This window comes from Parolsenella catena (assembly GCF_003966955.1).
In the GTDB taxonomy this organism is placed as follows: Bacteria; Actinomycetota; Coriobacteriia; order Coriobacteriales; family Atopobiaceae; genus Parolsenella; species Parolsenella catena.
In genome coordinates this window covers 921,006-942,328 of the sequence record NZ_AP019367.1, presented here as the reverse complement: position 1 = coordinate 942,328, position 21,323 = coordinate 921,006, and the positions used below count along the sequence as shown (strand labels likewise).

24 protein-coding genes are annotated in these 21,323 nt (G+C 65.0%); 21 read left to right on the top strand and 3 right to left on the bottom strand.

Annotated elements, in window-relative coordinates; genetic code table 11:
- The first annotated feature begins 46 nt into the window (after window positions 1-46).
- From Pcatena_RS04360 to rsfS, 16 genes are all read left to right on the top strand, one after another.
- On the top strand, window positions 47-595 hold the full coding sequence (locus Pcatena_RS04360; RefSeq protein WP_126421961.1) for a peptidylprolyl isomerase: 549 nt from the start codon (window positions 47-49) through the stop codon (window positions 593-595).
- A gap of 13 nt (window positions 596-608) precedes the next feature.
- Window positions 609-2,015, top strand: a complete 1,407-nt coding sequence (locus Pcatena_RS04355) for a tetratricopeptide repeat protein (RefSeq protein ID WP_126421958.1) — start codon at window positions 609-611, stop codon at window positions 2,013-2,015.
- 55 nt (window positions 2,016-2,070) lie between these two features.
- Window positions 2,071-3,114: a rod shape-determining protein gene (gene mreB / locus Pcatena_RS04350; protein ID WP_073294631.1), complete on the top strand. Its 1,044-nt coding sequence runs from the start codon at window positions 2,071-2,073 to the stop codon at window positions 3,112-3,114.
- A gap of 11 nt (window positions 3,115-3,125) precedes the next feature.
- Window positions 3,126-4,127, top strand: a complete 1,002-nt coding sequence (gene mreC, locus Pcatena_RS04345; protein WP_126421956.1) for a rod shape-determining protein MreC — start codon at window positions 3,126-3,128, stop codon at window positions 4,125-4,127.
- A 9-nt stretch (window positions 4,128-4,136) separates the two neighbouring features.
- The gene (gene mreD / locus Pcatena_RS04340) at window positions 4,137-4,685 is read left to right on the top strand and encodes a rod shape-determining protein MreD (protein WP_126421954.1); all 549 of its coding nucleotides are present in this window, start codon (window positions 4,137-4,139) and stop codon (window positions 4,683-4,685) included.
- A gap of 3 nt (window positions 4,686-4,688) precedes the next feature.
- Window positions 4,689-6,719: a penicillin-binding protein 2 gene (gene mrdA, locus Pcatena_RS04335; RefSeq protein WP_126421952.1), complete on the top strand. Its 2,031-nt coding sequence runs from the start codon at window positions 4,689-4,691 to the stop codon at window positions 6,717-6,719.
- A 9-nt stretch (window positions 6,720-6,728) separates the two neighbouring features.
- On the top strand, window positions 6,729-7,940 hold the full coding sequence (locus tag Pcatena_RS04330) for an FtsW/RodA/SpoVE family cell cycle protein (protein ID WP_126421951.1): 1,212 nt from the start codon (window positions 6,729-6,731) through the stop codon (window positions 7,938-7,940).
- Window positions 7,941-7,949: 9 nt separating this feature from the next.
- The gene (locus Pcatena_RS04325; protein WP_126421949.1) at window positions 7,950-8,786 is read left to right on the top strand and encodes a hypothetical protein; all 837 of its coding nucleotides are present in this window, start codon (window positions 7,950-7,952) and stop codon (window positions 8,784-8,786) included.
- A gap of 83 nt (window positions 8,787-8,869) precedes the next feature.
- Complete coding sequence (gene rplU, locus Pcatena_RS04320) at window positions 8,870-9,226, top strand: 50S ribosomal protein L21 (protein WP_126421947.1); 357 nt, start codon at window positions 8,870-8,872, stop codon at window positions 9,224-9,226.
- 41 nt (window positions 9,227-9,267) lie between these two features.
- A complete protein-coding gene (gene rpmA / locus Pcatena_RS04315) occupies window positions 9,268-9,525 on the top strand; it encodes a 50S ribosomal protein L27 (RefSeq protein WP_126421945.1) in 258 nt (85 codons plus the stop codon).
- 95 nt (window positions 9,526-9,620) lie between these two features.
- Window positions 9,621-11,078 carry a GTPase ObgE gene (gene obgE, locus Pcatena_RS04310; protein WP_126421943.1) on the top strand — a complete coding sequence of 486 codons (1,458 nt, stop codon included), beginning with the start codon at window positions 9,621-9,623 and terminating at the stop codon, window positions 11,076-11,078.
- Window position 11,079: 1 nt separating this feature from the next.
- The gene (gene proB / locus Pcatena_RS04305) at window positions 11,080-12,186 is read left to right on the top strand and encodes a glutamate 5-kinase (RefSeq protein ID WP_126421941.1); all 1,107 of its coding nucleotides are present in this window, start codon (window positions 11,080-11,082) and stop codon (window positions 12,184-12,186) included.
- Window positions 12,164-13,498: a glutamate-5-semialdehyde dehydrogenase gene (locus Pcatena_RS04300; RefSeq protein WP_332835566.1), complete on the top strand. Its 1,335-nt coding sequence runs from the start codon at window positions 12,164-12,166 to the stop codon at window positions 13,496-13,498. Before proB ends, Pcatena_RS04300 begins: the two co-directional genes overlap by 23 nt.
- Entirely contained in the window at window positions 13,498-14,256 is a 759-nt protein-coding gene (gene nadD, locus Pcatena_RS04295) for a nicotinate-nucleotide adenylyltransferase (RefSeq protein WP_126421939.1), read from the top strand. Before Pcatena_RS04300 ends, nadD begins: the two co-directional genes overlap by 1 nt.
- Window positions 14,253-14,942 (top strand): bis(5'-nucleosyl)-tetraphosphatase (symmetrical) YqeK, encoded by a 690-nt coding sequence (gene yqeK / locus Pcatena_RS04290; protein ID WP_126421937.1) that lies wholly within the window; start codon window positions 14,253-14,255, stop codon window positions 14,940-14,942. Before nadD ends, yqeK begins: the two co-directional genes overlap by 4 nt.
- Window positions 14,939-15,325, top strand: a complete 387-nt coding sequence (rsfS, locus tag Pcatena_RS04285; protein ID WP_126421936.1) for a ribosome silencing factor — start codon at window positions 14,939-14,941, stop codon at window positions 15,323-15,325. The genes yqeK and rsfS overlap by 4 nt, the downstream gene beginning before the upstream one ends.
- Here rsfS and dinB read toward each other — a convergent pair.
- The 3 genes from dinB to Pcatena_RS04270 are packed head-to-tail and all read right to left on the bottom strand — an operon-like array spanning window position 15,322 to window position 18,538.
- On the bottom strand, window positions 15,322-16,596 hold the full coding sequence (gene dinB / locus Pcatena_RS04280) for a DNA polymerase IV (protein WP_172596373.1): 1,275 nt from the start codon (window positions 16,594-16,596) through the stop codon (window positions 15,322-15,324). The two genes, rsfS and dinB, sit on opposite strands and share 4 nt — an antisense overlap.
- A 5-nt stretch (window positions 16,597-16,601) precedes the next feature.
- Window positions 16,602-17,831, bottom strand: coding sequence for a sensor histidine kinase (locus Pcatena_RS04275; RefSeq protein WP_126421934.1), 1,230 nt, complete (start codon window positions 17,829-17,831; stop codon window positions 16,602-16,604).
- A gap of 14 nt (window positions 17,832-17,845) precedes the next feature.
- Entirely contained in the window at window positions 17,846-18,538 is a 693-nt protein-coding gene (locus tag Pcatena_RS04270; protein WP_126421932.1) for a response regulator transcription factor, read from the bottom strand.
- A 265-nt stretch (window positions 18,539-18,803) separates the two neighbouring features.
- Here Pcatena_RS04270 and rpsP point away from each other — a divergent pair, with 265 nt between their 5' ends.
- Genes rpsP through lepB form a run of 5 tightly spaced genes read left to right on the top strand, consistent with a single transcriptional unit; the run spans window position 18,804 to window position 21,286 of the window.
- Window positions 18,804-19,142: a 30S ribosomal protein S16 gene (gene rpsP / locus Pcatena_RS04265; RefSeq protein ID WP_126421930.1), complete on the top strand. Its 339-nt coding sequence runs from the start codon at window positions 18,804-18,806 to the stop codon at window positions 19,140-19,142.
- Between the two features lie 3 nt (window positions 19,143-19,145).
- Complete coding sequence (locus Pcatena_RS04260; protein WP_126421928.1) at window positions 19,146-19,442, top strand: KH domain-containing protein; 297 nt, start codon at window positions 19,146-19,148, stop codon at window positions 19,440-19,442.
- Between the two features lie 3 nt (window positions 19,443-19,445).
- Window positions 19,446-19,982, top strand: coding sequence for a ribosome maturation factor RimM (locus tag Pcatena_RS04255; protein ID WP_126421926.1), 537 nt, complete (start codon window positions 19,446-19,448; stop codon window positions 19,980-19,982).
- Between the two features lie 2 nt (window positions 19,983-19,984).
- Window positions 19,985-20,722, top strand: a complete 738-nt coding sequence (gene trmD, locus Pcatena_RS04250; RefSeq protein WP_126421924.1) for a tRNA (guanosine(37)-N1)-methyltransferase TrmD — start codon at window positions 19,985-19,987, stop codon at window positions 20,720-20,722.
- 27 nt (window positions 20,723-20,749) lie between these two features.
- Entirely contained in the window at window positions 20,750-21,286 is a 537-nt protein-coding gene (gene lepB, locus Pcatena_RS04245; protein ID WP_232619824.1) for a signal peptidase I, read from the top strand.
- Window positions 21,287-21,323: the final 37 nt, after the last annotated feature.

The window sequence follows — 21,323 nt, the reverse complement described above, 5'->3', positions numbered from 1 at the left end:
ACGCACAAGACGCGCCGTTGGGCGCGACAACCTTGCTGGAGGTCACATGTTCGGCATTCCCGATCCCCTCTACACCCCCGAGTACGAAGTCAAGGGCGACGAGGTCGCCGTTCTCACGACGTCCAAGGGCACGATTCGCGTTCGTCTGGACGGCGAGGGTGCCCCCATCCACGTCGCGAACTTCTGCGAGCTCGCCGGCAGCGGCTTCTACGATGACCTCAAGTTCCACCGCTACGTTCCCGGATTCGTCATCCAGGGCGGCTGCCCCAACACGCGAGACATGACGCCCGAGGAGGTTGCCTCGGGGCGCCCCGGTCGTGACGGCATGCCTGGTACGGGTGGCCCGGGCTACCGCATCAAGCACGAGTACGACACGAACCCGCGCAACAACCACGTGGACGGCGCGCTTGCGATGGCCCGTTCCCAGAACCCCGACTCCGCCGGTTCGCAGTTCTACTTCTGCCTTGGTCCGCAGCACATGCTCGATGACGGGTATACCGTCTTTGGCACGACGCTCGAGGGCCTCGACGTCATCGGCAAGCTTCGTGCCGGAGACGTGATTGAGTCGATTCGCATCGAGCACGTCGCCCTGTAGACGGGAGATCATCTTGAACACTCAGGCTTTTGAACTTGCGAAGACCGCTTACAAGAGCGGTGACTGGGCTGGCGCGGTGTCCGCGCTCGCGGGCGTCAAGGGTGCCGGTGAGGCGTGCGGCGAGGCCGACCACCTTCGCGGCAACGCGCTCATGAAGCTCGGCATGTTCCCCGAGGCCGCCGAGGCCTACGGCGAGGCCCTCGCAGACGTTGCGTACGGTCACGTGGGCGCCCTCAACTGCAACAGGGGTCGCGCGCTCGTGGCCGCCGGCAACGACGCCCAGGCCGAGGCCTGCTTCCAGGCTGCGGTCTCCGACCCGTCCTACCCCACGCCCTACAAGGCCTACCAGGCCCTCGGCAACCTCTACACCAAGCGCGGCCAGGCCCTCGAGGCCGGCACCGCCTGGCGCAGCGCCGCCATCGACGAGGCCAACCCGGACCCGTCCGGAGCCCTTCTCAAGCTCGGTGGCTGCTTCATGTCGCTCGGTCGCCCGGATGACGCCGTCGAGGCATACCGCACGGCCCTGGACTTCTCCGGCGACAACAGCCAGGCCAAGATCTACGCCGAGCTTGGCCTTGCCTATATGGCCTCCAACCGCATCGCCGAGGCCGCAGACGCCTTCACTAAGGCGGCGTCTGACCCCACCTACCAGCTCACCGGCGAGCAGCAGGTCTCGTTCACGGCCGCGCAGAGGGCCCTCGCAGCCAAGCAGGGCACGACTCCCTCCGAGACTGAGCAGATGCTGGCGGGAACCGGCTATGGCGCCGCGGACCTCGCCGCAAACGACGGCTTCGGTCCCACGACTGCCTCCTATGACCCCCTTGACCCGCTGGGCAAGTCCGGCGAGTTCATCCCGAGCCCCGAGGACACCGGCTTCTTCTCGGTCACGGAGGAGGACCTCATGGCCGCCGACAAGGACGACCGCAAGGCCCGGCGCAAGCACAACCACCGTGGCCTTAAGGTTTTCCTGACCATCCTCATCCTTCTCGTGACTGTTGGCGGCGTTGGCGGCTTCGCCTTCTACAAGGGCTATGGCTGGCCCACGCAGGAGGCCATCGCGTCTGACTTCTTCTCCGCCGCGTCCGCCGGTCAGGACATCTCGGGCTATCTTGCCGATTCCGTGTCCTCTGACGCCAAGAACGAGATCTCTTCCATCATGCCGACGGGCGCCACGTCCACCGTATCCGGGGTCGACCGCTCCATGGCGTCCTCCACGGTTCTCGTGACCTCGAGCCTCGCCTCCGGCGGCTCGCAGTCCTATGAGGTCACGATGGTTCGCAGCGGCCTCGGCTGGAAGGTCTCCGACGTCACGCTCTCGTTCTCGTCGCAGGGCTCCGCCTCTGGCGCCACGACGACCACCGGCCAGCTCGCCACGACGACCGACGCTGCCACCGCTCAGGACACTGCCACGACCGACTAGCCGCGTCCCGCCTCGGGTGGGACGCCTTCGCGCGATCCTCGAAAGAATGGATGCCATGTCATTCCTAGACTCCATATTCGGAGAGTATGGCGGAGACCTTGCCATCGACCTGGGCACGGCCAACACGCTCGTGTCCGTCCGTGGCGAGGGCATCGTCATCAACGAGCCGTCCGTCGTGGCGATCGACCAGAGCGAGGAGCGCGTGCTGGCCGTTGGCGCGGACGCCAAGCGCATGGTCGGCCGCACGCCCGGCTCCATCAAGGCAATCAGGCCGCTCAAGGACGGTGTCATCTCTGACTTCGACGTCACGGAGGTCATGCTGCGCTACTTCATCGAGAAGGCCTCCAAGCGCCGTTACCCGTGGAGCCCGCGCCCCCGCGTCGTCGTGTGCGTGCCCTCCGGAGTGACGTCGGTCGAGAAGCGTGCCGTGTTCGAGGCAACCATCCAGGCAGGCGCTCGCCAGGCGTTCCTCATCGAGGAGCCCATGGCGGCGGCCATCGGCTCGAACCTGCCCATTGAGGACCCGACGGGCACTATGGTCGTCGACATCGGTGGCGGCACGACCGAGGTTGCCGTCATCGCCATGGGCGGCATCGTTGTCTCCCAGTCGATCCGCACGGCGGGCGACGAGTTTGACCAGGTCATCCTCGAGCACGTTCGTGACGCCTACAACCTCTCCATCGGCGAGCGTACCGCAGAGGACATCAAGATCAAGGTGGGATCGGCTGCCCCGCTCAAGGAGGAGCTTGACGTCGAGGTCAATGGTCGAGACGTCATGAGCGGCCTTCCCAAGACGGTCCGCATCGAGTCCGAGGAGATCCGTCGCGCCCTTAACTCGCCGCTTGACCAGGTGACGAAGGCTGTGAAGGACGCCCTTGACGTGACGCCCCCTGACCTGGCGAGCGACCTCATGTACTACGGCATCATGCTCACGGGTGGTGGTGGCCTGCTGCGCGGTCTCGACCAGCGCCTGCGCGAGGAGACCGGCGTTCCCGTCAACGTGAGCCCGACGGCTCTCGAGAACGTCGTTCTCGGCTGTGCCAAGGTCCTCGAGGCCAACGCGCTGTCTGGTGGCTTCGTCCAGAGTTCTGGCAAGTAGGGGTCCTGCGAATGGCTCAGCGCTTCTCGGCTCCCAGCTCATCCATGGGGCGCGGGTCCTCCTCGGGGGTCCCGCGCTCGCTCATAGTCTTCACCGTGCTTTCGGTGCTCATGTTCGTCTTGGGCATCCGCGAGGGTGACTCAGGCCTACTGCACGGCGTTCGCGGCGTGTTCCAGACGCTTGCCACGCCTGCGCGCGTCGTGGGGTCCGTCGTCGCCTCGCCCGTCTCGGGGCTTGGTAACATCATGGGCAACCTGACCGCGGATTCCGAGACCCTCTCTGATCTCAAGTCCGAGAACGAGCAGCTCAAGAGTCAGGTCGCGAGGCTCTCGGAGTACGAGGAGGAGGCCAACACCCTCACCGACCTCCTGCAGCTGAGGAACCAGTACAACCTCGATTCGACTGCCGCGCGCGTCATCGCCAGGTCGACGGACTCCTGGAGCTCCACGATTACCATCGACAAGGGTCAGAGCTCGGGGATCGAGACTGGGATGCCCGTTACCACGACAACCGGCGTTATCGGGCAGGTCTGCGAGGCCGGCCCCACGACGGCCACCGTGCGCCTCATCACCGACGAGAGCTCGGGTGTCTCCGCCAAGGTGCAGTCGAGCGGCGCGCAGGGTCAGCTTCAAGGCTCTGCGGACGGGACGCTTCGGCTCAACCTCATCAGGACCGATCAGCAGGTCTCGCCCGGGGACTCGGTTGTCACGAGCGGCCTGGGCGGCGTCTACCCCAAGGGGTTGCCCATCGGCACGGTGACCAACGTCACCAAGTCTCCCGGATCGATGTACTACGAGGTCGTGGTCGAGCCGCTTACCTCGGTTGACTCTCTTTCCGAGGTGCTCGTGGTGACGTCGTTGTCGAGCGATCAGCAGGCGACCTCCGATGACGCCGCGAGCGCGAACGCCCAGGACCGCACCAGCTCCACGACTGCCTCGACGCAGGCCGCCACCACGACAGATGCCACCACGGACGCCGCGACCGACGAGTCGGACGCCACGAGCGAGGAGTAGGAGGGACACATGATCGTCAATGACACGGGCAAGGCGCGTCGCGTCTCCATCGTGCTCGCCGTCGTTCTCGGCATCCTGCAGCTCTCCATAGTTCCCAACGTGGCAATCCTCGGGGGCCGCGCGAACCTCGCGCTCGTCTTCGTTGCCGCCGTGTGCCTGGGCGGGGAGACGTCCAAGGCGCCCTTTGTGGGCTTTTTCGCCGGTCTGTTCTATGACCTGGCAGGCTCTGGCCCTATTGGCCTCATGGCTCTGCTGCTCACGCTCACGGGATTTGCCCTGTCCGCGGCGGGCCGCAGTCGTGTCTCGGACGATCCGACGGCCTCCATGGTTCTGTTTGTGCCCGTCGCCCTTGTCGTCGAGGCTCTCTACGCCATCGTGCTTCTCCTCTTTGGTCAGGCCGAGTCCTTCGTCGAGGTCGTGTTCATGCGCGCGCTTCCCGGCGCGGTGCTCGATTGCATCGCCCTGTGCCTCGTCGCCCTTGTCCTATCCAGGACGAGTGGCGGCTCGGGCGGGTTTGGCGGCAAGCATTCGAGCGGCCTGTCGCTGAAGGGCCTGTAGCCCATGAGCTCGGGAACCATTCTGCTCATAGGCTGCATCATCATTCTCGCCGCCGTGGCCGTCATAGCCGTCCTCATGCTCAGTCGTGGGGGGAGCGGGTTCAAGTTTGACATCGGCGGCCAGGCGCCGAGGGCCGCCGGCGGCAACGACACGTCTGCGGAGACCACGTTCAAGAGCCGCTTCGTGGGACTGGGGATCTTCTCCGGCTCCGTGTTAGGCGTCCTTCTCGCACGCCTCTGGTCCATGCAGGTTGTCTCTGGGGACGACTACACGAGGCAGGCGGAGTCAAACCGCACGAGGACCGTCACGACGGCAGCTCCCCGTGGCCGCATCCTTGACCGCAACGGCGTCGAGCTCGTGACGAACCGTCCGAGCCTCACCGTATGCGCCATGAGTGACATCGCCGACAACACCATAGAGCTCAACGTGCTCTCCGCCCTTCTTGGCATTCCCTCCGTGGCGGCCAAGCGCCGCGCCACGGACTCCACGCAGAGTGCGCAGAGCGCACGCACCGTCGCCGTCGACGCGACCCGCTCTGCCGTCGCTTTCATCCAGGAGCACATCGACGTCTTCCCCGACGTAAACATCGAGACGAGAACCCAGCGCTCCTATCCCCAGGGAGAGGTGGCCGCACAGGTGCTTGGCTACACCGGCACCGTCACGCAGGACCAGATCGACTCCTCCGCGGACGCAAACGGTGGCATCACCTACGAGAGCGGCGACACGACAGGTCAAGCCGGCGTCGAGTTCCAGTATGAGGAGCTTCTTCAGGGCGTCCGAGGCGAGCAGACCGTCTACGTCGACGTCCATGGAAACGTGCTCGATTACTCTTCGTCGGTTCCTGCCGAGAGTGGCTCCGACATCATGCTCACCATTGACCTCGACATCCAGAAGGCCGCCGAGGAGGCGCTCGTCAAGCAGATCAAGAAGCGTCAGGACTCGGGCGTGAAGGAGTGCACGTCGGGAGCGGCCATCGTTCTGGACGCCACGAACGGCGAGGTCCTCGCCATGGCCAGCGCCCCGCTCTTCAGGCCCGAGGTGTTCGTTGGCGGCATCTCGCAAGATGACTGGGACGTGCTGTCTGCGGACGACGCCGGAAACCCGCTCATGAACAAGGCCGTGAGTGGCCAGTACGTCGCGGCGTCAACCATAAAGCCGCTCACGACGTTTGCCGCCCTTGACTATGGCATTGCCACCCCGGACACGACGTATGACTGCACAGGCTGGTGGACGGGTTTTGGAGACGCGTACGGCAAGTACTGCTGGAACACGAAGGGCCATGGCTACCTGAATCTGAGGGGCGGCATTGTCAACTCGTGCGACGTCGTGTTCTACGAGGTGGCAAAGGGCTTCTACAACGCGGGCGACAAGGCCGACGGCATGCAGGACACCTTCAAGAAGTGGGGTCTTGGCTCCACGACTGGCATCGACCTTCCAAGCGAGTCGGCCGGGCGAGTCCCGGACGCCGAGTGGAAGTGGAACTACTTCTCGAACTGGTCGGACACGGATCGCCAATGGAACGGCGGCGACTACACCAACATCGCCATCGGCCAGGGCGACATCGCCGTGACGCCGCTTCAGATGGCGTGCGTCTACATGGGCATCGCGAACCGCGGTACCATCTGGCGCCCGCACGTGCTCAAGAGCGTCGTGGGTAGGGGAGACAACGGCACCGTGCGCGAGTACGAGCCCACGGTGTCCATCAGCCCCGAGGAGAGCAGCTCCAACTTCGACCTCGTCGTCTCGGGACTCGACGGCGTCGTCTACGAGGAGAGCGAGTCGCAGTCCGCGCACTTCACGAACATGACCCAGCGAGTCGCGGGAAAGACGGGCTCCGGTGAGCACGGCGAATACCCCACGAGCTGGTTCTGCTGCTTCGCTCCCGAGGACAACCCCAAGTACGTGGTCGCGGTTGCCGTCGAGAAAGGCGGCTACGGCGGCTCGTGCGCGCTCTACGTTGCCCGTGACATTCTCGGTGCGATATACAACGAGCCGGACACGCAGACGTCAGAGGTCCAGGATACTTCGAGGTAGGGAGGCGACATGGCACAGAATTCCGCGGGAGGCGTTGGCTTTGGAAGCGTCGTCTCGTCACTGTTCGGCGGTGACGCCGGCAAGAAGCCCGGGGCGGCCCGCGTGCCCAACCGTGGTGGCGCGCTTTCCAACGTCTACTGGGCAAATCTCATCCCTGCGCTTCTTCTCATTGCGTATGGGCTCGTCGTCGTGTGGAGCGCGTCTCTCTCGAACGCCAACGCCTCGCTTCCTCGTCAGGCGCTCGGAGCCGTCATTGGCCTTGCCGTTGCCGCGCTGATCTGGCATTGGGATTATCGCTCGCTTGCGAACATGTCCACCTGGTTGCTCGTCATTGACGTGATCATCATGATCTCCCCGCGCATCCCGGGCCTGGCTTCCGCTGCGAACGGCATGACGGGCTGGGTCAAGCTCGGTCCGCTGCGCTTTCAGCCCTCAGAGGTCGGAAAGCTCGTGACGATCTTTCTGATGGCGTCTCTTTGCGCTCAGTTCAACGGGCGCATCAAGGAGTTCCGCGACTACGTGAAGCTCTGCGCCACGCTGCTCGTTCCGTTTGCCGCGATCATGTGCCAGCCCGACCTCGGCACGGGTCTCATTCTCATCGTGACCGGTGCCGCCATCATCATCTGCGCCGGCGCCAGGACAGACTGGGTCGTCATCACGCTCATCCTGTTCGTGATTGGCTGCGCGCTCATCATCTTCGTGTCGCTCAACTACGGGTTTCCGCTCAAGCAGTACCAGCTCAATCGTCTGCTCGTCTTCGCCGACTCGAGCCTTGAGTCGACGAGCGCGGGCTACAACCTGCAACAGGCTAAGATCGCGGTTGGCTCGGGCGGTCTGTTTGGCAAGGGCATCGGCGCGGCCACGCAGTCGGCCGGCGGCTTTCTGCCCGAGAACCACACGGACTTCATCTTCGCGCGCCTGTCCGAGGAGTTCGGCTTTGCCGGCGCCCTGGTCCTGCTCGCCCTCTACGCGTGGCTCATCTTCTCGGCGCTGCGCCTTGCCATGAAGCTTGAGGCCCCGTTTGCCAAGCTCGTCCTTGCGGGCGTCGTGGCCATGTGGAGCTACCAGCTCCTGCAGAACGTCGGCATGTGCATCGGCATCATGCCCATCACGGGCATCCCGCTGCCGTTCATCAGCTATGGCGCCACGTCCATGGTCGTTCAGATCGCGAGCGTGGGCATCGTGCAGTCCGTGTACGCTCATCGAACCAAATCTGCCTAGGGGAGTGCCATGACAGGTTTCAGAGACATTCCGTTTGACGCGGCGCGGCAGGTCGCCGACGGCGTGCGCGCCGCGTCCGCGGCAAGGCGCTCTTGCGTGAGAATTGCCATAGAGGTGGACGAGGGCGCGCCGGCATACCTTGTCAGCTGCGTGCGAGACGCATTTGTTCCGCAGACCTCCACGGGCCTGCTCCACATCGCCGCCTTTGACGCGGGCGGTACCGTCAGGGTTAATCCGGACTGTGACGCCGCCATTGTCCTTGCGGGCACCTCCGGAGCGGCCCCGGGCGTGGCCAGGGCCTTTTGTGCCGCCGGCGTTCCGAGCGCCATCGTCGTCGAGTCAAGCGTCGAGGCGCCGTCGTCCCTGTCGTCCGCTGGTATCGAGGTCATCGCCTCGTCGTCTCCCGAGTCCCTCCTGGACAAGCTCGCCGAGTGGCTCTCGCGCTCGTGCAAGGCCGACGTCTCGCTTGGCGCCAACTTCCCGTTCGTCCGCCGTGCGGTGAGCAGGCGCAGCATTGGCGCGAGGAGCTCGCAAAACGCGGTCATCGGCCTCCTTCCCTTTGGCAGCGGGGCCGACCTTCCCCTCATGACGGCTAACCAGGTGCTTATGGACCTAGACCTTGCGGGCGTGTATGGTCAGGGTGCGTCCTCATCGCGTCTCGTTGAGGCGACAGCCGTGCTTGCCGGCGCCTACGCATCCCGTGCCCTCTCGCGCAGACTCTCGAAGTCACTGCCCGGCCTCGGCGCCCTCGTGAGGACTGGCGTAGCCTACGGGGCAACCCTTGCGTTGGGCGAGGCTATGCGTCTCAGATTCGAGGTGCCAAATGCATGGAATCATCGCAAATAGCGGCATTTTTGCCGTTGACGAACCATTTTGCCTAGCGTAGTATTTCCACTGTTGCACTTACCACAGCAATGAAGGGTTCACACATGTACGCAATCATCACGACTGGTGGCAAGCAGTACAAGGTTGCCAAGGGCGACGTCTTTGACGTTGAGAAGCTCGACGCGCAGCCTGGCGACGAGGTCAAGCTCGACGTTCTCATGCTCAACGACGGCAAGAAGGTTCTTGTTGACGCTGATGCGCTTGCCAAGAAGAAGGTCACCTGCAAGGTCGTCGACCAGCACAAGGGTGAGAAGCAGATCGTCTTCAAGTTCCAGAAGCGCAAGCGCCACTCTGTCAAGAAGGGTCACCGCCAGAACCTCACGCGTCTTGAGGTCTGCAGCATGCCCCGCATCACCTCCACGGCCAAGAAGGCCGCTTCGACCGAGGCTGCCGCCGAGTAGGCGCCTCAAACCTAGCATCGATAGATAGGCAGGTACCATAAATGGCACACAAGAAGGGTCAGGCTAGCTCCCGTAACGGTCGTGACTCCGCGGCTCAGCGCCTCGGCACGAAGATCTTCGGCGGCCAGTCCATCAAGACCGGTCAGATTATCGTTCGTCAGCGTGGCACGCACATCGTGCCGGGCGAGAACGTCGGTCGTGGCAAGGACGACACGCTGTTCGCCCTCGCTGACGGCACCGTCGAGTTCGTGAAGGGCGCCAAGCACCGCGTGCACGTGCGTCCGGCGCAGGAGGCTTAAGGGCTTCCGCGCACCCATTTGGGTAATGGCAGGACCCTCGGCCTCTCCGCTGGCCGGGGGTCCTTTTTCATAGCTTCTCAACGAAAGTGGATCCCATGTCTCAGTTCACCGATATCTCACGCATCAACGTCAAGGGCGGCGACGGCGGTGCCGGTTGCACGTCGTTCAGGCGCGAGGCTTTCGTACCCAAGGGCGGCCCTGACGGCGGCGACGGTGGCCGAGGCGGCAACGTCGTTCTCGAGTGCGACCCTCAGCTCTCCTCGCTCATCGACTATCGCTTCAAGCACCATTTCCGCGCTGAGCGAGGCACCCATGGCCAGGGGGCGCGCAAGCACGGCCGTGACGGCGAGGACCTCGTTCTCAAGGTTCCTTGTGGCACGGTTGTGACCGAGCTCGACCCCGAGACCATGACCTCCAGGTATCAGATCGCGGACCTCACGCATCCCGGCGAGCGCGTCATCGTGGGTCCTGGCGGCACGGGCGGCAAGGGCAACATCCACTTCGTCACCTCGGTTCGCCGAGCGCCCGCCTTCTCTGAGAAGGGCGAGCCTGCCTTCGAGCACTGGATCGAGCTCGAGATGAAGCTCATGGCAGACGCAGCCCTCGTGGGCATGCCGAGCGTGGGCAAGTCCTCGCTCATCGCGCGCATGAGCGCGGCGCGCCCCAAGATCGCCGACTATCCCTTCACGACGCTCGTGCCCAACCTCGGCGTCGTTCGCTCCGGGCAGGCCGGCTCCTTCGTCGTCGCCGACGTCCCCGGTCTCATCGAGGGCGCGAGCGAGGGCAAGGGCCTGGGGCACGAGTTCCTTCGCCATATCGAGCGTACGGCTCTCATCATGCACGTCGTGGATCTCACGGGCGGCTACGAGGGCAGGGACGCCGTCGAGGACTACAAGACCATCAACCATGAGCTTGAGGCCTATGCGCCCGAGCTTGCCGAGCGTCCCCAGGTGGTCGTGGCCAACAAGTGCGACATGCCGGGGACGAGCGAGGCCCTCGAGCGCCTGCGCCAGTGCGCCGCGGCAGACGGGCACGCGTTCTTCGCCGTCTCCGCCGTGACGGGTGCCGGCATCGACTCCCTCGAGGCCGCCTGCGCCGAGATGGTCTCCAAGCTCAGGGCCGAGCGCGAGCTCGACGAGGAGCCGCTTCGCAACGACGTCTGGGAGCAGCGCCGTATTCGCAGGGACAACGCCATCTCCATCTCCAACCTTGGCGGCGGCGTCTGGCGCGTCTCCGGTGCGGCCATCGAGCGCATGGTCATCAAGACCGACTGGGAGAACGAGGAGGCCGTTGCCTACCTGCAGCACCGCTTCGACCGCCTCGGTCTTGACAAGGCGCTCGCTAAGGCCGGCTGCGTGACGGGAGACACCGTTCGCATCCTCGGGTATGACCTCGACTACGCCGGAGACGATGACGTTGACGAGTTTGCCGAGCTCCAGGAGGACGAGCCGGTCATCACTGTCGGCGAGATCGCGCTTGCCAACGAGGACCAGGACGCGCAGGCGCCCTTCGGCGAGGCCGCCCAGGATGAATCCGTGGGCGAGGAGGAGTAGCATGGGCCGCCTCATCGTCTTCAAGGTGGGGTCGTCGACGCTCATGGGGCCCGACGGCGAGCTCGATGTCGCCTTCGTTCGCTCGATGTGCGAGCAGATCTGCGAGCTCAAGCGCCGTGGGGATTGCGTCGTGCTCGTCTCGAGCGGAGCCGCCGCCGTGGGGCGCTCGCTTCTTGGCTTCACCGAGCGTCCAAGCGACATCCCAACGCTTCAGGCGTGCGCGGCCGCGGGCCAGACGACGCTCATCGAGCGCTACGCGGAGGTTCTCGCCCAGGACGGCGTGCGTTGCGCCCAGGTGCTGCTCACGAGGGGAGACGTCGTCGACAGGACGGGGTACCTCAACGCCCGCAACACGTTCGAGCGGCTTCTTGACCTTGGCGTGCTGCCCATCGTGAACGAGAACGACACGGTCAGCGTTCGTGAGTTCTCCTTTGGCGACAACGACATGCTCGGCGCCATCGTTTCTTCGCTCATCGACGCCGACAGCTACGTGATCCTCTCCGACATCGATGGCCTGTACACGGCAAATCCCGACACCGACCCTACGGCGACGCTTGTCGAGCGAGTCGAGCGCGTTGATGCCAACGTCATTGCCATGGCCGGTGGCGCCGGCAGCAGCTATGGCACCGGTGGCATGGCCACCAAGATTCGTGCCGCCCGCGCCATGCTCGCGGCGGGAATTCCGATGACGATCTGTCGCGGCAGGGGAGACAGGGCTCTTATCAACGCTGCTGACGGCAGGGGGCTGCGCACCGTCTTCGAGTGTCCCGGCGAGGGTACCCATGAGCAGGCCAGAAAGCTCTGGATTGGCCTTGCCGGCGTCTCGCGCGGCTCGGTGCGCATCGATGCGGGCGCGTGCCGTGCCCTCGAGAACGAGGGTGCGTCGTTGCTTCCGGTGGGCGTCACCGGGGTAGAGGGCCCGTTCGACGAGGGCGACACGGTCAACGTGCTCGGGCCCGACGGCCAGCTCGTGGCGCGCGGCATCACGAGGTACTCATCCGACGAGCTCGTGCGCGTGCATGGCCTTAGGCTCGACGTCATAGCGCGTTTTGTTCCCGCGCGGGCAGACTGTCCGGTCATTCACCGTGACGAGCTGCTCGTCTTCTAGCTACACTGAGCAAGACGTGACGTCTACGAAGGGGGAAATGATGTCCGAGGCCATCGAGAAGGCTACGGCCGCCAAGGTCGCCGCAGCTCTGCTTGCCCAGTCGAGTGCCGCCGAGAGGACTGACGCGATTCTCGGTGCGGCCCAGTCCGTGAGCGACGGCCGCGATCGTATCCTCGCGGCGAACGGGGCGGACATGCAGCGCGCAAGGGCAAACGGAATGCCCGGGCCCATGCTCGACAGGCTCATGCTGGACGACGCGCGCATCGACGGCATCGTCTCAGCCATGAGGGAGGTCGCTGGCCAGCCGGACCCCATCGGCGAGGTCGTGGGTGGTCGCACGCTCGCCTCTGGCATCCGGCTCACGCAGGTCCGCGTCCCCCTCGGCGTCATCGGCATGATCTATGAGGCTCGTCCCAACGTCACGGCGGACGCCATCTGCCTTACGATGCGCACGGGAAACGCCGTCGTCCTTCGTGGCGGCTCGGCGGCTCGCGAGTCCTGCAAGGCCATCGTCGAGGCATGCCGGGCGGGGATTGCCGCCGCCGGCCTGCCCCAGGACGCGGCGTGTCTGCTCGAGTCCGAGGGCCACGAGCAGACGATCGAGCTCATGCATGCCGATGGCCTCGTTGACCTGATCATTCCTCGCGGAGGCCACTCGCTCATCCGCACGTGCGTCGAGCAGTCTAGCGTGCCCGTCATCCAGACGGGCGAGGGAAACTGCCACGTCTACGTCCACGCCGCCGCCGACCCCGACATGGCCCTGCGTATCATCGAGAATGCCAAGGTACAGCGTCCTGGCGTCTGCAACGCGATTGAGACCGTCCTCGTCGACCAGTCCATCTCACTGGAGTTCATCCCGATGCTCGTCAAGGCATGCGCCTCTTGGGGCGTCACCGTGCATGGCGACGAGCACGTGACGTCGGTCGCAAGGCATATGGGGCTCGCCGAGGGAACGCAGTTCAGCGCAGCCACAACCGCGGACTGGGCCACCGAGTACGACGCTCTCGAGCTTGCCGTCCGCGTCGTCTCCGGCCTTGACGAGGCCATCGATCACATCAACACCTACGGCACGAAGCACTCCGAGTGCATCGTGACCAACGAGGTCCCTGCGGCCGACGCCTTCCTCGCCCGCGTGGATGCGGCCGCCGTGTATGTGAACGCCTCCACGCGCTTCACCGACGGCGGTATGTTCGGCCTGGGCGCCGAGATTGGCATCTCAACGCAGAAGCTCCACGCAAGGGGCCCCATGGGTGCGCTTGCCCTCACCACGACCAAGTGCCTCCTTCGCGGAGAGGGCCAGGTGCGCGCCTGATGTCCACCGAGCACATAGCCTGCGCCCATGTCGCCGGTAGCGACGCGTTGGTCCGAGACCTTCCCGTTCTCGGGCAGGATCCAAGCCGCACGTATCGCCTTGGCATCATGGGCGGCACGTTCGATCCCATCCACAACGGGCACCTCGTGGCTGCCGAGCAGGCCTGCAACGACCTTGGCCTTGACGTCGTCGTCTTCGTCCCTGCGGGCAGCCCGGCCTTCAAGCAGGACAGGAGGGTCTCCACACCCGAGGACCGCCATGCCATGACGCTGCTCGCCACGGCCGACAACCCACGCTTTCTCGTAAGCCGCATAGAGGTCGACCGTCCGGGCGTCACCTATACGGTGGACACGCTCGAGCTGCTTCGCAGCCATTATCCGAGCAACGTGGAGCTCTACTTCATCACGGGCGCCGATGCCATCATCGACATCATCTCGTGGCGAGATGCCGCGCGCATCGCCCAGCTGGCGCACCTCGTAGGTGCCACGCGCCCGGGGTATGACCTGGAGAGCGCACGGGCCAGCATCGCCGCGTCCGGCATTGACTTCAAGGTAAGCTACCTCGAGGTCCCGGCGCTCGCCATTTCCTCGAGCGACCTGCGCGCCCGCGTCGCCTCCGGCCAGTCGCTTCGCTACCTCACCTCGGACGCCGTCCTTGGCTACATAGAGAAGCGTGGCCTGTACGAGGCGCCGAGGCCCGCCTACACGGCCCCCGATGCCCTTGGCCTTATCGATGGCTTCGGGAGGGATGCGCTATGAGCTCGCCTTCCAAGTCCCTCGAGTCCGCCTGGGCCAAGGGCGGCCCATCCTGGCTTGACGTCTCTGTCGAGTATGGGGAGGACCAGCTCGCCTTTATCGAGGGCTACGAGAACGCTGCGCGCGAGCAGCTTGCGCCGAAGCCCAAGCGGCTCGCGCACTCGCTGTCCGTGGGACTCACGGCAGAGAGGCTTGCGGCAATCTATGGCGTTGAGCCCTACCTGGCTCGCGTTGCCGGTATCCTGCATGACTGGGAGAAGGTACTTACCGCCCGCGAGTCCATCGCCCGCGCTTCTGGGCTTGGCATCGAGCTCGGAGTTGAGCTCGCGCTCGTTGAGCCCCTCCTGCACGGCATGATCGCCGCTCGCGAGCTTCCCGAGCGCTTTCCGGAGCTTCCAGACGACGTCTGGCAGGCGATTGACCGTCACACGCTCGGCAACGCGCACATGAGCCCACTCGATATGGTCGTGTTCGTCGCCGATGGCATCGAGCCGCTCCGCAGGCCGGCGGACGCCATCAAGCGTCAGCGCAAGCTCGTGGGCAAGGCGAGCCTCTCCGACCTGTACTGGGAGTGCTTCTCGGACGGCGTCTCCTACGTCATCGAGACGAGGCGCTACCTGTATCCGGGCACGCTCTCTATCTACAACGACATCGTGCTCGAGAGGACTCAGGAGAGGGGCGACAAATGACGACGTCAATCGACATCGCCCGCGAGGCTGCGATGGCCGCCGATGACAAGAAGGCCTCCGACGTCGTTGTGCTCGACGTCCGTGGCATCTCTGACGTGGTGGACGCCATCGTCGTGTGCACGGCGGCAAACTCGCGCCTCGCCGGCGCTGTCGTTGACGAGGTCGAGGAGCGGCTCCGCCTCCGGTTTGGCCTGAGCGCGCTCTCGGTCTCGGGCAAGGGCGACGGTCCCTGGGTGCTCGTCGACTTTGCCAGCGTTTCCGTCCACGTCTTCTCTCCCGAGGGCCGCGACTACTACCGCATCGAGCGCCTGTGGGGAGATGCGCCCCGCATCGACGTTGCAACTGACCAGGCTCATTCGTCGGAACCGGGCCAGGGCGCCTAGGCGTCCTCCTTGTGCTGGGGCTGGGTGTTCGTCGTGGACTTCCTCAGCCTGATATCCCTCCCAAAGGCTACGGCCTCGTCGCCGAAGCGATCGCGCAACGCGTCCGTCGTGCGGTGGAGGGCCCTCATGGACTCTTGCCTCTGAACCTGCCGCGGGTCATCGAACAGTCCCAGCTGGCGAGGGGCGGGGACCGAGAAGTCCGAGACGCCCACCCCGATGAGCCTCACCGGGTCACCTGGTCTCCAGAGCTGGCCCAAGAGTCGTTGGGCCACGGGGGATATGAGGAACTCGTCATCGGCCGGCTCGTCGAGCCGCGCCTGGGCCGTGCGAGACGTGCAGGCATCGCGCTTGAGGCGCACGGTCACGCACGATCCCGCGAGCCCCTTTCTCCTCAGCCTTCTCGCCACCATGCCGCACGTGGCATCGAGGGCGGAGCGAATGGCGCTCTCGTCGGTGAGGTCTTTCGCGAAGGTGCGCTCGTTGGAGACGGACTTTGCCTCGTCGGGCTTTGCCCGCTCTCCCACGGGTGCGCGCTCGGTCCCGGCCGCCCGTGCCCTCAGGGCTGGACCCATGGACCCGAGCTCTGCCGTCAGGGTGTCGTCAGAGGCGCCGGCGAGGGCGCCAAGCGTTCTGATTCCCATGCGTGCGAGGCGAGCCTCGGTCGCGGGACCCACGCCGCTCATGGCCCTCACGGGCAGGGGAGCGAGAAATGCCGCCTCGCTGCCGGGCAGGACTACCGTGAGCCCGCGCGGTTTCTCCGCCTCGGACGCCACCTTGGCCACGCTCTTGCACACGCCCAGGCCAATGGAGCAGCTCACGCCAAGCTCGGCCACGCGTGCCTGGATCCTGCGACAGATGCTCACCGGGCTTTCCCTGGAGTAACGGCCGGGCGTCACGTCAAAGAAGGCCTCATCGATCGAGACTTGCTCAACGAGCGGCGTCTCGTCCAGGATTATGTCCATGACGCGGGCGCTCATCTCTCGGTAGCGATCGAAGTGGCCATGCGTCCAGATTGCGTCCGGGCACAGCCTTGCCGCCTGCGCCGCCGGCATCGCGGAGTGGACGCCATAGGCACGCGCCTCGTAAGACGCCGTGGAAACCACGCCCCTGCGGTCTGCGTCGCCGCCTACGATGACGGGCCGGCCGCGCCACTCCGGATGATCGAGCTGCTCGACGCTCGCAAAGAACGCATCAAGATCGAGGAGACCTATGGCTCGTCCCTCCCAGGGGACGTCCATGGGGTCTCGCGGCCCTGTTCCGCTTTGTTCCATGGTGGCTACTCCCTTGTCTCGTGGAGCGTCACCGTAAACGTCGTTCCCTGCCCGGCGCTGCTCTTGACCTCGATTCTTCCCCCGTGGCTCTCGGCTATACCCTTGGCGATGGCAAGGCCCAGCCCAAAGCCCCCCGTCGAGCGGGCGCGGGCCTTGTCCGAGCGGTAGAAGCGGTCGAAGACGTGGGGGAGGTCCTCGGGCGGTATGGGGTCGCCTTCGTTGTTAACGGACAGCGTGGCCGTGCCCGCCCTGCGCTCGAGCCTCACGGTGACCCTCGTGCCCACGGCCGCATACTTGCAGGCGTTGTCGATGAGCGTCTTGACGAGGCGGTCGAGCTGCTCGGGGTCTCCGCTCACGTGTGCTTCCGGCGAGATGTCCGTCTCGATGGAGGTGCCACGCTCGTAGGCCACGGCGTCGAACTGGAGCGCCTCGCCCTCGACGAGCTCCGAGAGGTCGACGTCTACGTCTCTCCTGACGCCCCCTCCGCCCTCCTCGGTCCGCGCGAGCTCGAGCATCTCCTCGATGAGCCCGCGCATCCGCTCCGCCTCGTCGCGGGTGCTCCTCACCCAGCGAACGCAGTCCTGCGGGAGCTCGTCCTCCCGGCGCTCGAGAATCCCGTTGTTGGCGATGATGACCGCGAGTGGCGTCTTGAGTTCGTGGGAGGCGTCGGCCACGAACTGGTGCTGCTGCTCCCAGGCAACCTGGACGGGCCTTGACGCCCACTTGGACAGGACGATCGCGAGGGCGAGAAGGACGAGCATGCCAGCGCCGCCTAGCTTGAGGCTGCTTATGATCTGAGCGTTTCTCTCGGCGTCGATGCTCGTGGTGTCGGCTACGGCGAGTCTCCATCCATATGGCGAGCTGACGCGCCTCCAGGTGAGGTGAAACTCCGAGAGGCGGCCCTCGTCCTGGTCGCTTGAGATGGCGCTGCCAATCGCCTCGGTGAGATGGTCCGTGTCAAAGCACAGGCGCGTCTCGTTGGACCCGAGCTTTGCTCCGGTGCCGGAGAGGTCGATCCACAGCACGGGGAGGTGCTCCATGCCGAGCGCCTCCCCGTCTGCGTCCGAGTCTGGCAGCGCCGAGCGCTCCTCGAGTGCCATGTCGAGTGAGCGGCTCACGATGGAGTCGAGCGATGACATCGTGTTGCGGTAGCTGATGCCCACCATGGCTATCACGAGGGAGCCCACGAGCAGCATGATGATGGCGACGAACCTTCTCCTGAGCTTTCCTAGCACGTTGCTCCCCGCTTCTACCTTGCCTCGGCCGCCTGATCCACGACCTCCAGACGATAGCCCAGCATGCGAAGCGTTGTGATCTCCACCTTGCTCTTGACGTGCTTGATCTTCTTGCGCAGGAAGCTCACGTACGCCTCGACGGAGTTCTCCGAGGCGTCCGCGTCGGCTCCCCACACGCGTGTGAGCAGGTCCTGCTTGGACACGATGCGGCCCGTGCCACTCATGAGCATGCGCATGACGTCGAACTCGCGCTTCGAGAGGTGCGCCGATGCATCGCCGCAAGACAGGTCATGCGTTTCGAGGTCGAGGCTGAGATCTCCGAACTCCATGGCATCGATGACCATCTCGCCCTTTCTGCGCGTGAGGGCCCGCACGCGCGCAAGGAGCTCGGGGGCCTCGAAGGGCTTGGTCATGTAGTCGTCCGCGCCGCAGTCGAGGCCCTCGACCTTGTCCCGTGTTGACGTCTTGGCAGTGAGCATCATGATGGGAAGGTCGTTCTGCGCCTGCCTGAGCGTCCTCACGATGGAGAAGCCGTCCATGCCCGGCAGCATGACGTCGAGAATGGCGGCGTCGTACAACCCGCTCTCGGCGTAGGCGAGACCGGTCTTTCCATCGTAGGCCGCCTCGGCGTTGTATCCCTCCTGCTCGAGAATGTGGCAGATCGCATCGGCGAGGTTTCTCTCGTCCTCAACAACAAGTATGTTCATGCGAGCTCCTCCCTTTTATGCAACCATTGTCGTTTGTGCCCTGAAGCGCGTCTGAAGGTTCCTGAAAGTGTGGGGAGTTCACACGGTTTCACCACGCTTTTGCCCATATGTGGCAGAATCATGGGCGGTGTCATGCCCTTGTGCGGCAAATGGCGAGTTTTGTCTACACAGACCTGCGTCATTGTCGTAATATCAAGAGCTGCTTGTATTGTTATGCGGCGCCACGCCAACTCATGCTCGCGTCGCACGAATGGAGGAGTTTTCATTGGCAGTCAAGATTCGCCTGGCCCGTCACGGTGCCAAGAAGCGTCCGTACTATCGCGTCGTCGTTGCCGATAGCCGCAACCCCCGCGACGGTCGTCACACCGACGAGGTCGGTCGTTACAACCCGCTGACCAACCCCAAGACCATCACGCTCGACCTCGAGAAGATCGACGAGTGGATCGCCAAGGGTGCCCAGCCCTCTGACTCCGTGGCTCACCTCATCGACATCGTTCGCTCTGGTGCCCCCGCGCCCGAGAAGAAGGTCAAGAAGTCCAAGAAGCAGCTCGCCAAGGACGCCGCTGCCGCCGAGGCCGCTGCTGAGGCCGAGAGCGCCGAGTAGCGCATGGACGCCGAGACTCAGGTGGCTGCTGACGCGCAGGACGCGGCAGAGGAGCTGCCGAGCGACCGCATCGCCGACCTTGTCGAGCTCATTGTGTGTGGGCTCGTCGATGACGAGGATGCCGTCTCCCTTGACGTGACCGACCGAGAGGACGGCACGCTCATCGAGATCGAGTGCGCCGCCGACGACGCCGGTAAGGTCATCGGCAGGCACGGTCGCCAGATCAAGGCCATTCGCACGATTGCCCGAGCCCTTGGGCAGCGAGTGGGTTCCTCTGTAGACGTCGAGGTGCTTGGCTAAGTCGTGGCAGCCGGATATAGGCTCATAGCCCGTGTGGTAAAGACCCACGGGACCAAGGGGGAGGTCGTTGCGGTTCCCGCAGGCGGCCTTCCCCCTGTTTTGTCGGCAGGGCTTCGCGTCGCCGTCGTGCCGCCTGCGCTCAAGGGCAAGCGCTGGCACACGGTCGAGGACGTGGAGACGAGCCCTGCCGGCCAGCTCGTCTCGCTCTCCGGTATCAAGAGCCTCGGGGACGCGAGCGAGCTTGCGGGCAAGTCTCTCATCGCCGCCGAGGAGGACCTGCCCGACGACCTCGAGATGCATGACCCCCAGAGCCTGTGTGGCCGCGACGTCGTCGATGGCCGCCTCGGACTTCTCGGCCAGATCGAGGAGGTCATGGTGGGGCCGGCCAACGACGTGTGGGTCGTGGACGGCGAGCTCGGCGAGACGCTCGTTCCCGTCGTCGAGGAGATGCTCGATGGCGTGGACGAGGACGGGACGATCTACGTCAACATCCCGGTTGGCCTCGCCCCCTGGGACGACGGAGAGGCGGGGGAGGAGTAGACATGCTCATCGAGACGCTTTCGGTCTTTCCGGGCGTGTTTGGCTCCTACCTCGGCGCCTCAATCATGGGGCGTGCCCAGGACAAGGGCATCCTCGAGTTTAGGGCCCACGACCTTCGCGACTGGACGCATGACAGGCACCGTACGGTCGACGATGCACCGTTTGGCGGTGGGCAGGGCATGCTCATGAAGCCCGCGCCCATCTTCGAGGCGATGGCTGACATCAAGGCGTCTGATTCCAGGCCCGCGTGGGTCATCTTCTTCACGCCGGTCGGCACGCCGTTCACGCAAGACGTCGCCGAGAGGCTCTCGCACGAGGAGCGTCTCGTGTTCGTCTGCGGTCGCTATGAGGGCATGGACGAGCGCGTCTACGAGCTCGCCGATGAGTCGCTGAGCCTTGGTGACTACGTCCTCACGGGCGGGGAGCTTCCGGCGATGGTCGTCACGGATGCCGTCGTGAGGCTGCTGCCTGGAGCACTTGGTGACGAGATGAGCTCCGTGGACGAGTCGTTCTCCTCGGGGCTTCTCGAGTACGCCCAGTACACGAGGCCCGCAGACTACGAGGGCCGAACTGTCCCCGAGGTTCTGCTCTCGGGCGACCATGCCAAGGTTGACGCCTGGCGCCGGAGAAACGCCATCGAGCGAACGGCTCGCCTCAGGCCCGATCTCCTTGATGCGGCCGAGCTTACGGTCGATGAGCGCGCCTATGCCCGCGAGCTTCTTGACGGGAGCGTGAGCTAGATGGCAAGACGCGAACGAGGTGGGGTTTTGAGAGACATTGCCGAGGTCATCGTCCTCATCGCCGTTGCGATTTTCCTTGCGCTCGGTATCAGGACGTTCGTGGCAGAGCCGTTCATCATCCCCTCGGCCTCGATGTCCGACACCCTCAAGGTGGGCGACCGTCTCGTAGGCGAGAAGCTCACGTACCGAACCTCTGAGCCCCAGGTTGGGGACATCGTGACGTTCACCGACCCCGAGGACGGCAGCCTCACGCTCATCAAGCGCGTCATCGCCACGGCAGGCCAGACGGTCGAGCTCGTGGACGGCGTCGTCTACGTTGACGGCGAGGCGCTTGACGAGCCCTACACCGACGGCAAGCCGAGCAATCCGCTGCCCACACACTCTTCCCAGCTTGCTAGCGGCGTCTCGTATCCCTACGTGGTGCCGCAGGGCTGCATATGGGTCATGGGAGACAACCGCACGAACTCGCAGGACTCGCGCTACTTTGGCGCCATTTCCGTCTCGAGCGTCACCTCGAAGGCCCTGTTCGTCTTTTGGCCGCTCGAGGATGCTGGTACCATCTAGCACCGTCTGCACGTTACGCGCGCAGGGGACATGCCCC

Excerpts from the sequence above, each read along its gene's own strand:
- Pcatena_RS04360 (WP_126421961.1), top strand. The coding sequence starts at position 47 with ATGTTCGGCATTCCCGATCCCCTCTACACCCCCGAGTACGAAGTCAAG.
- mreB (WP_073294631.1), top strand. The coding sequence starts at position 2,071 with ATGTCATTCCTAGACTCCATATTCGGAGAGTATGGCGGAGACCTTGCC.
- mreC (WP_126421956.1), top strand. The coding sequence starts at position 3,126 with ATGGCTCAGCGCTTCTCGGCTCCCAGCTCATCCATGGGGCGCGGGTCC.
- mreD (WP_126421954.1), top strand. The coding sequence starts at position 4,137 with ATGATCGTCAATGACACGGGCAAGGCGCGTCGCGTCTCCATCGTGCTC.
- mrdA (WP_126421952.1), top strand. The coding sequence starts at position 4,689 with ATGAGCTCGGGAACCATTCTGCTCATAGGCTGCATCATCATTCTCGCC.
- Pcatena_RS04330 (WP_126421951.1), top strand. The coding sequence starts at position 6,729 with ATGGCACAGAATTCCGCGGGAGGCGTTGGCTTTGGAAGCGTCGTCTCG.
- Pcatena_RS04325 (WP_126421949.1), top strand. The coding sequence starts at position 7,950 with ATGACAGGTTTCAGAGACATTCCGTTTGACGCGGCGCGGCAGGTCGCC.
- rplU (WP_126421947.1), top strand. The coding sequence starts at position 8,870 with ATGTACGCAATCATCACGACTGGTGGCAAGCAGTACAAGGTTGCCAAG.
- rpmA (WP_126421945.1), top strand. The coding sequence starts at position 9,268 with ATGGCACACAAGAAGGGTCAGGCTAGCTCCCGTAACGGTCGTGACTCC.
- obgE (WP_126421943.1), top strand. The coding sequence starts at position 9,621 with ATGTCTCAGTTCACCGATATCTCACGCATCAACGTCAAGGGCGGCGAC.
- proB (WP_126421941.1), top strand. The coding sequence starts at position 11,080 with ATGGGCCGCCTCATCGTCTTCAAGGTGGGGTCGTCGACGCTCATGGGG.
- nadD (WP_126421939.1), top strand. The coding sequence starts at position 13,498 with ATGTCCACCGAGCACATAGCCTGCGCCCATGTCGCCGGTAGCGACGCG.
- yqeK (WP_126421937.1), top strand. The coding sequence starts at position 14,253 with ATGAGCTCGCCTTCCAAGTCCCTCGAGTCCGCCTGGGCCAAGGGCGGC.
- rsfS (WP_126421936.1), top strand. The coding sequence starts at position 14,939 with ATGACGACGTCAATCGACATCGCCCGCGAGGCTGCGATGGCCGCCGAT.
- dinB (WP_172596373.1), bottom strand. The coding sequence starts at position 16,596 with ATGGAACAAAGCGGAACAGGGCCGCGAGACCCCATGGACGTCCCCTGG.
- Pcatena_RS04270 (WP_126421932.1), bottom strand. The coding sequence starts at position 18,538 with ATGAACATACTTGTTGTTGAGGACGAGAGAAACCTCGCCGATGCGATC.
- Pcatena_RS04260 (WP_126421928.1), top strand. The coding sequence starts at position 19,146 with ATGGACGCCGAGACTCAGGTGGCTGCTGACGCGCAGGACGCGGCAGAG.
- trmD (WP_126421924.1), top strand. The coding sequence starts at position 19,985 with ATGCTCATCGAGACGCTTTCGGTCTTTCCGGGCGTGTTTGGCTCCTAC.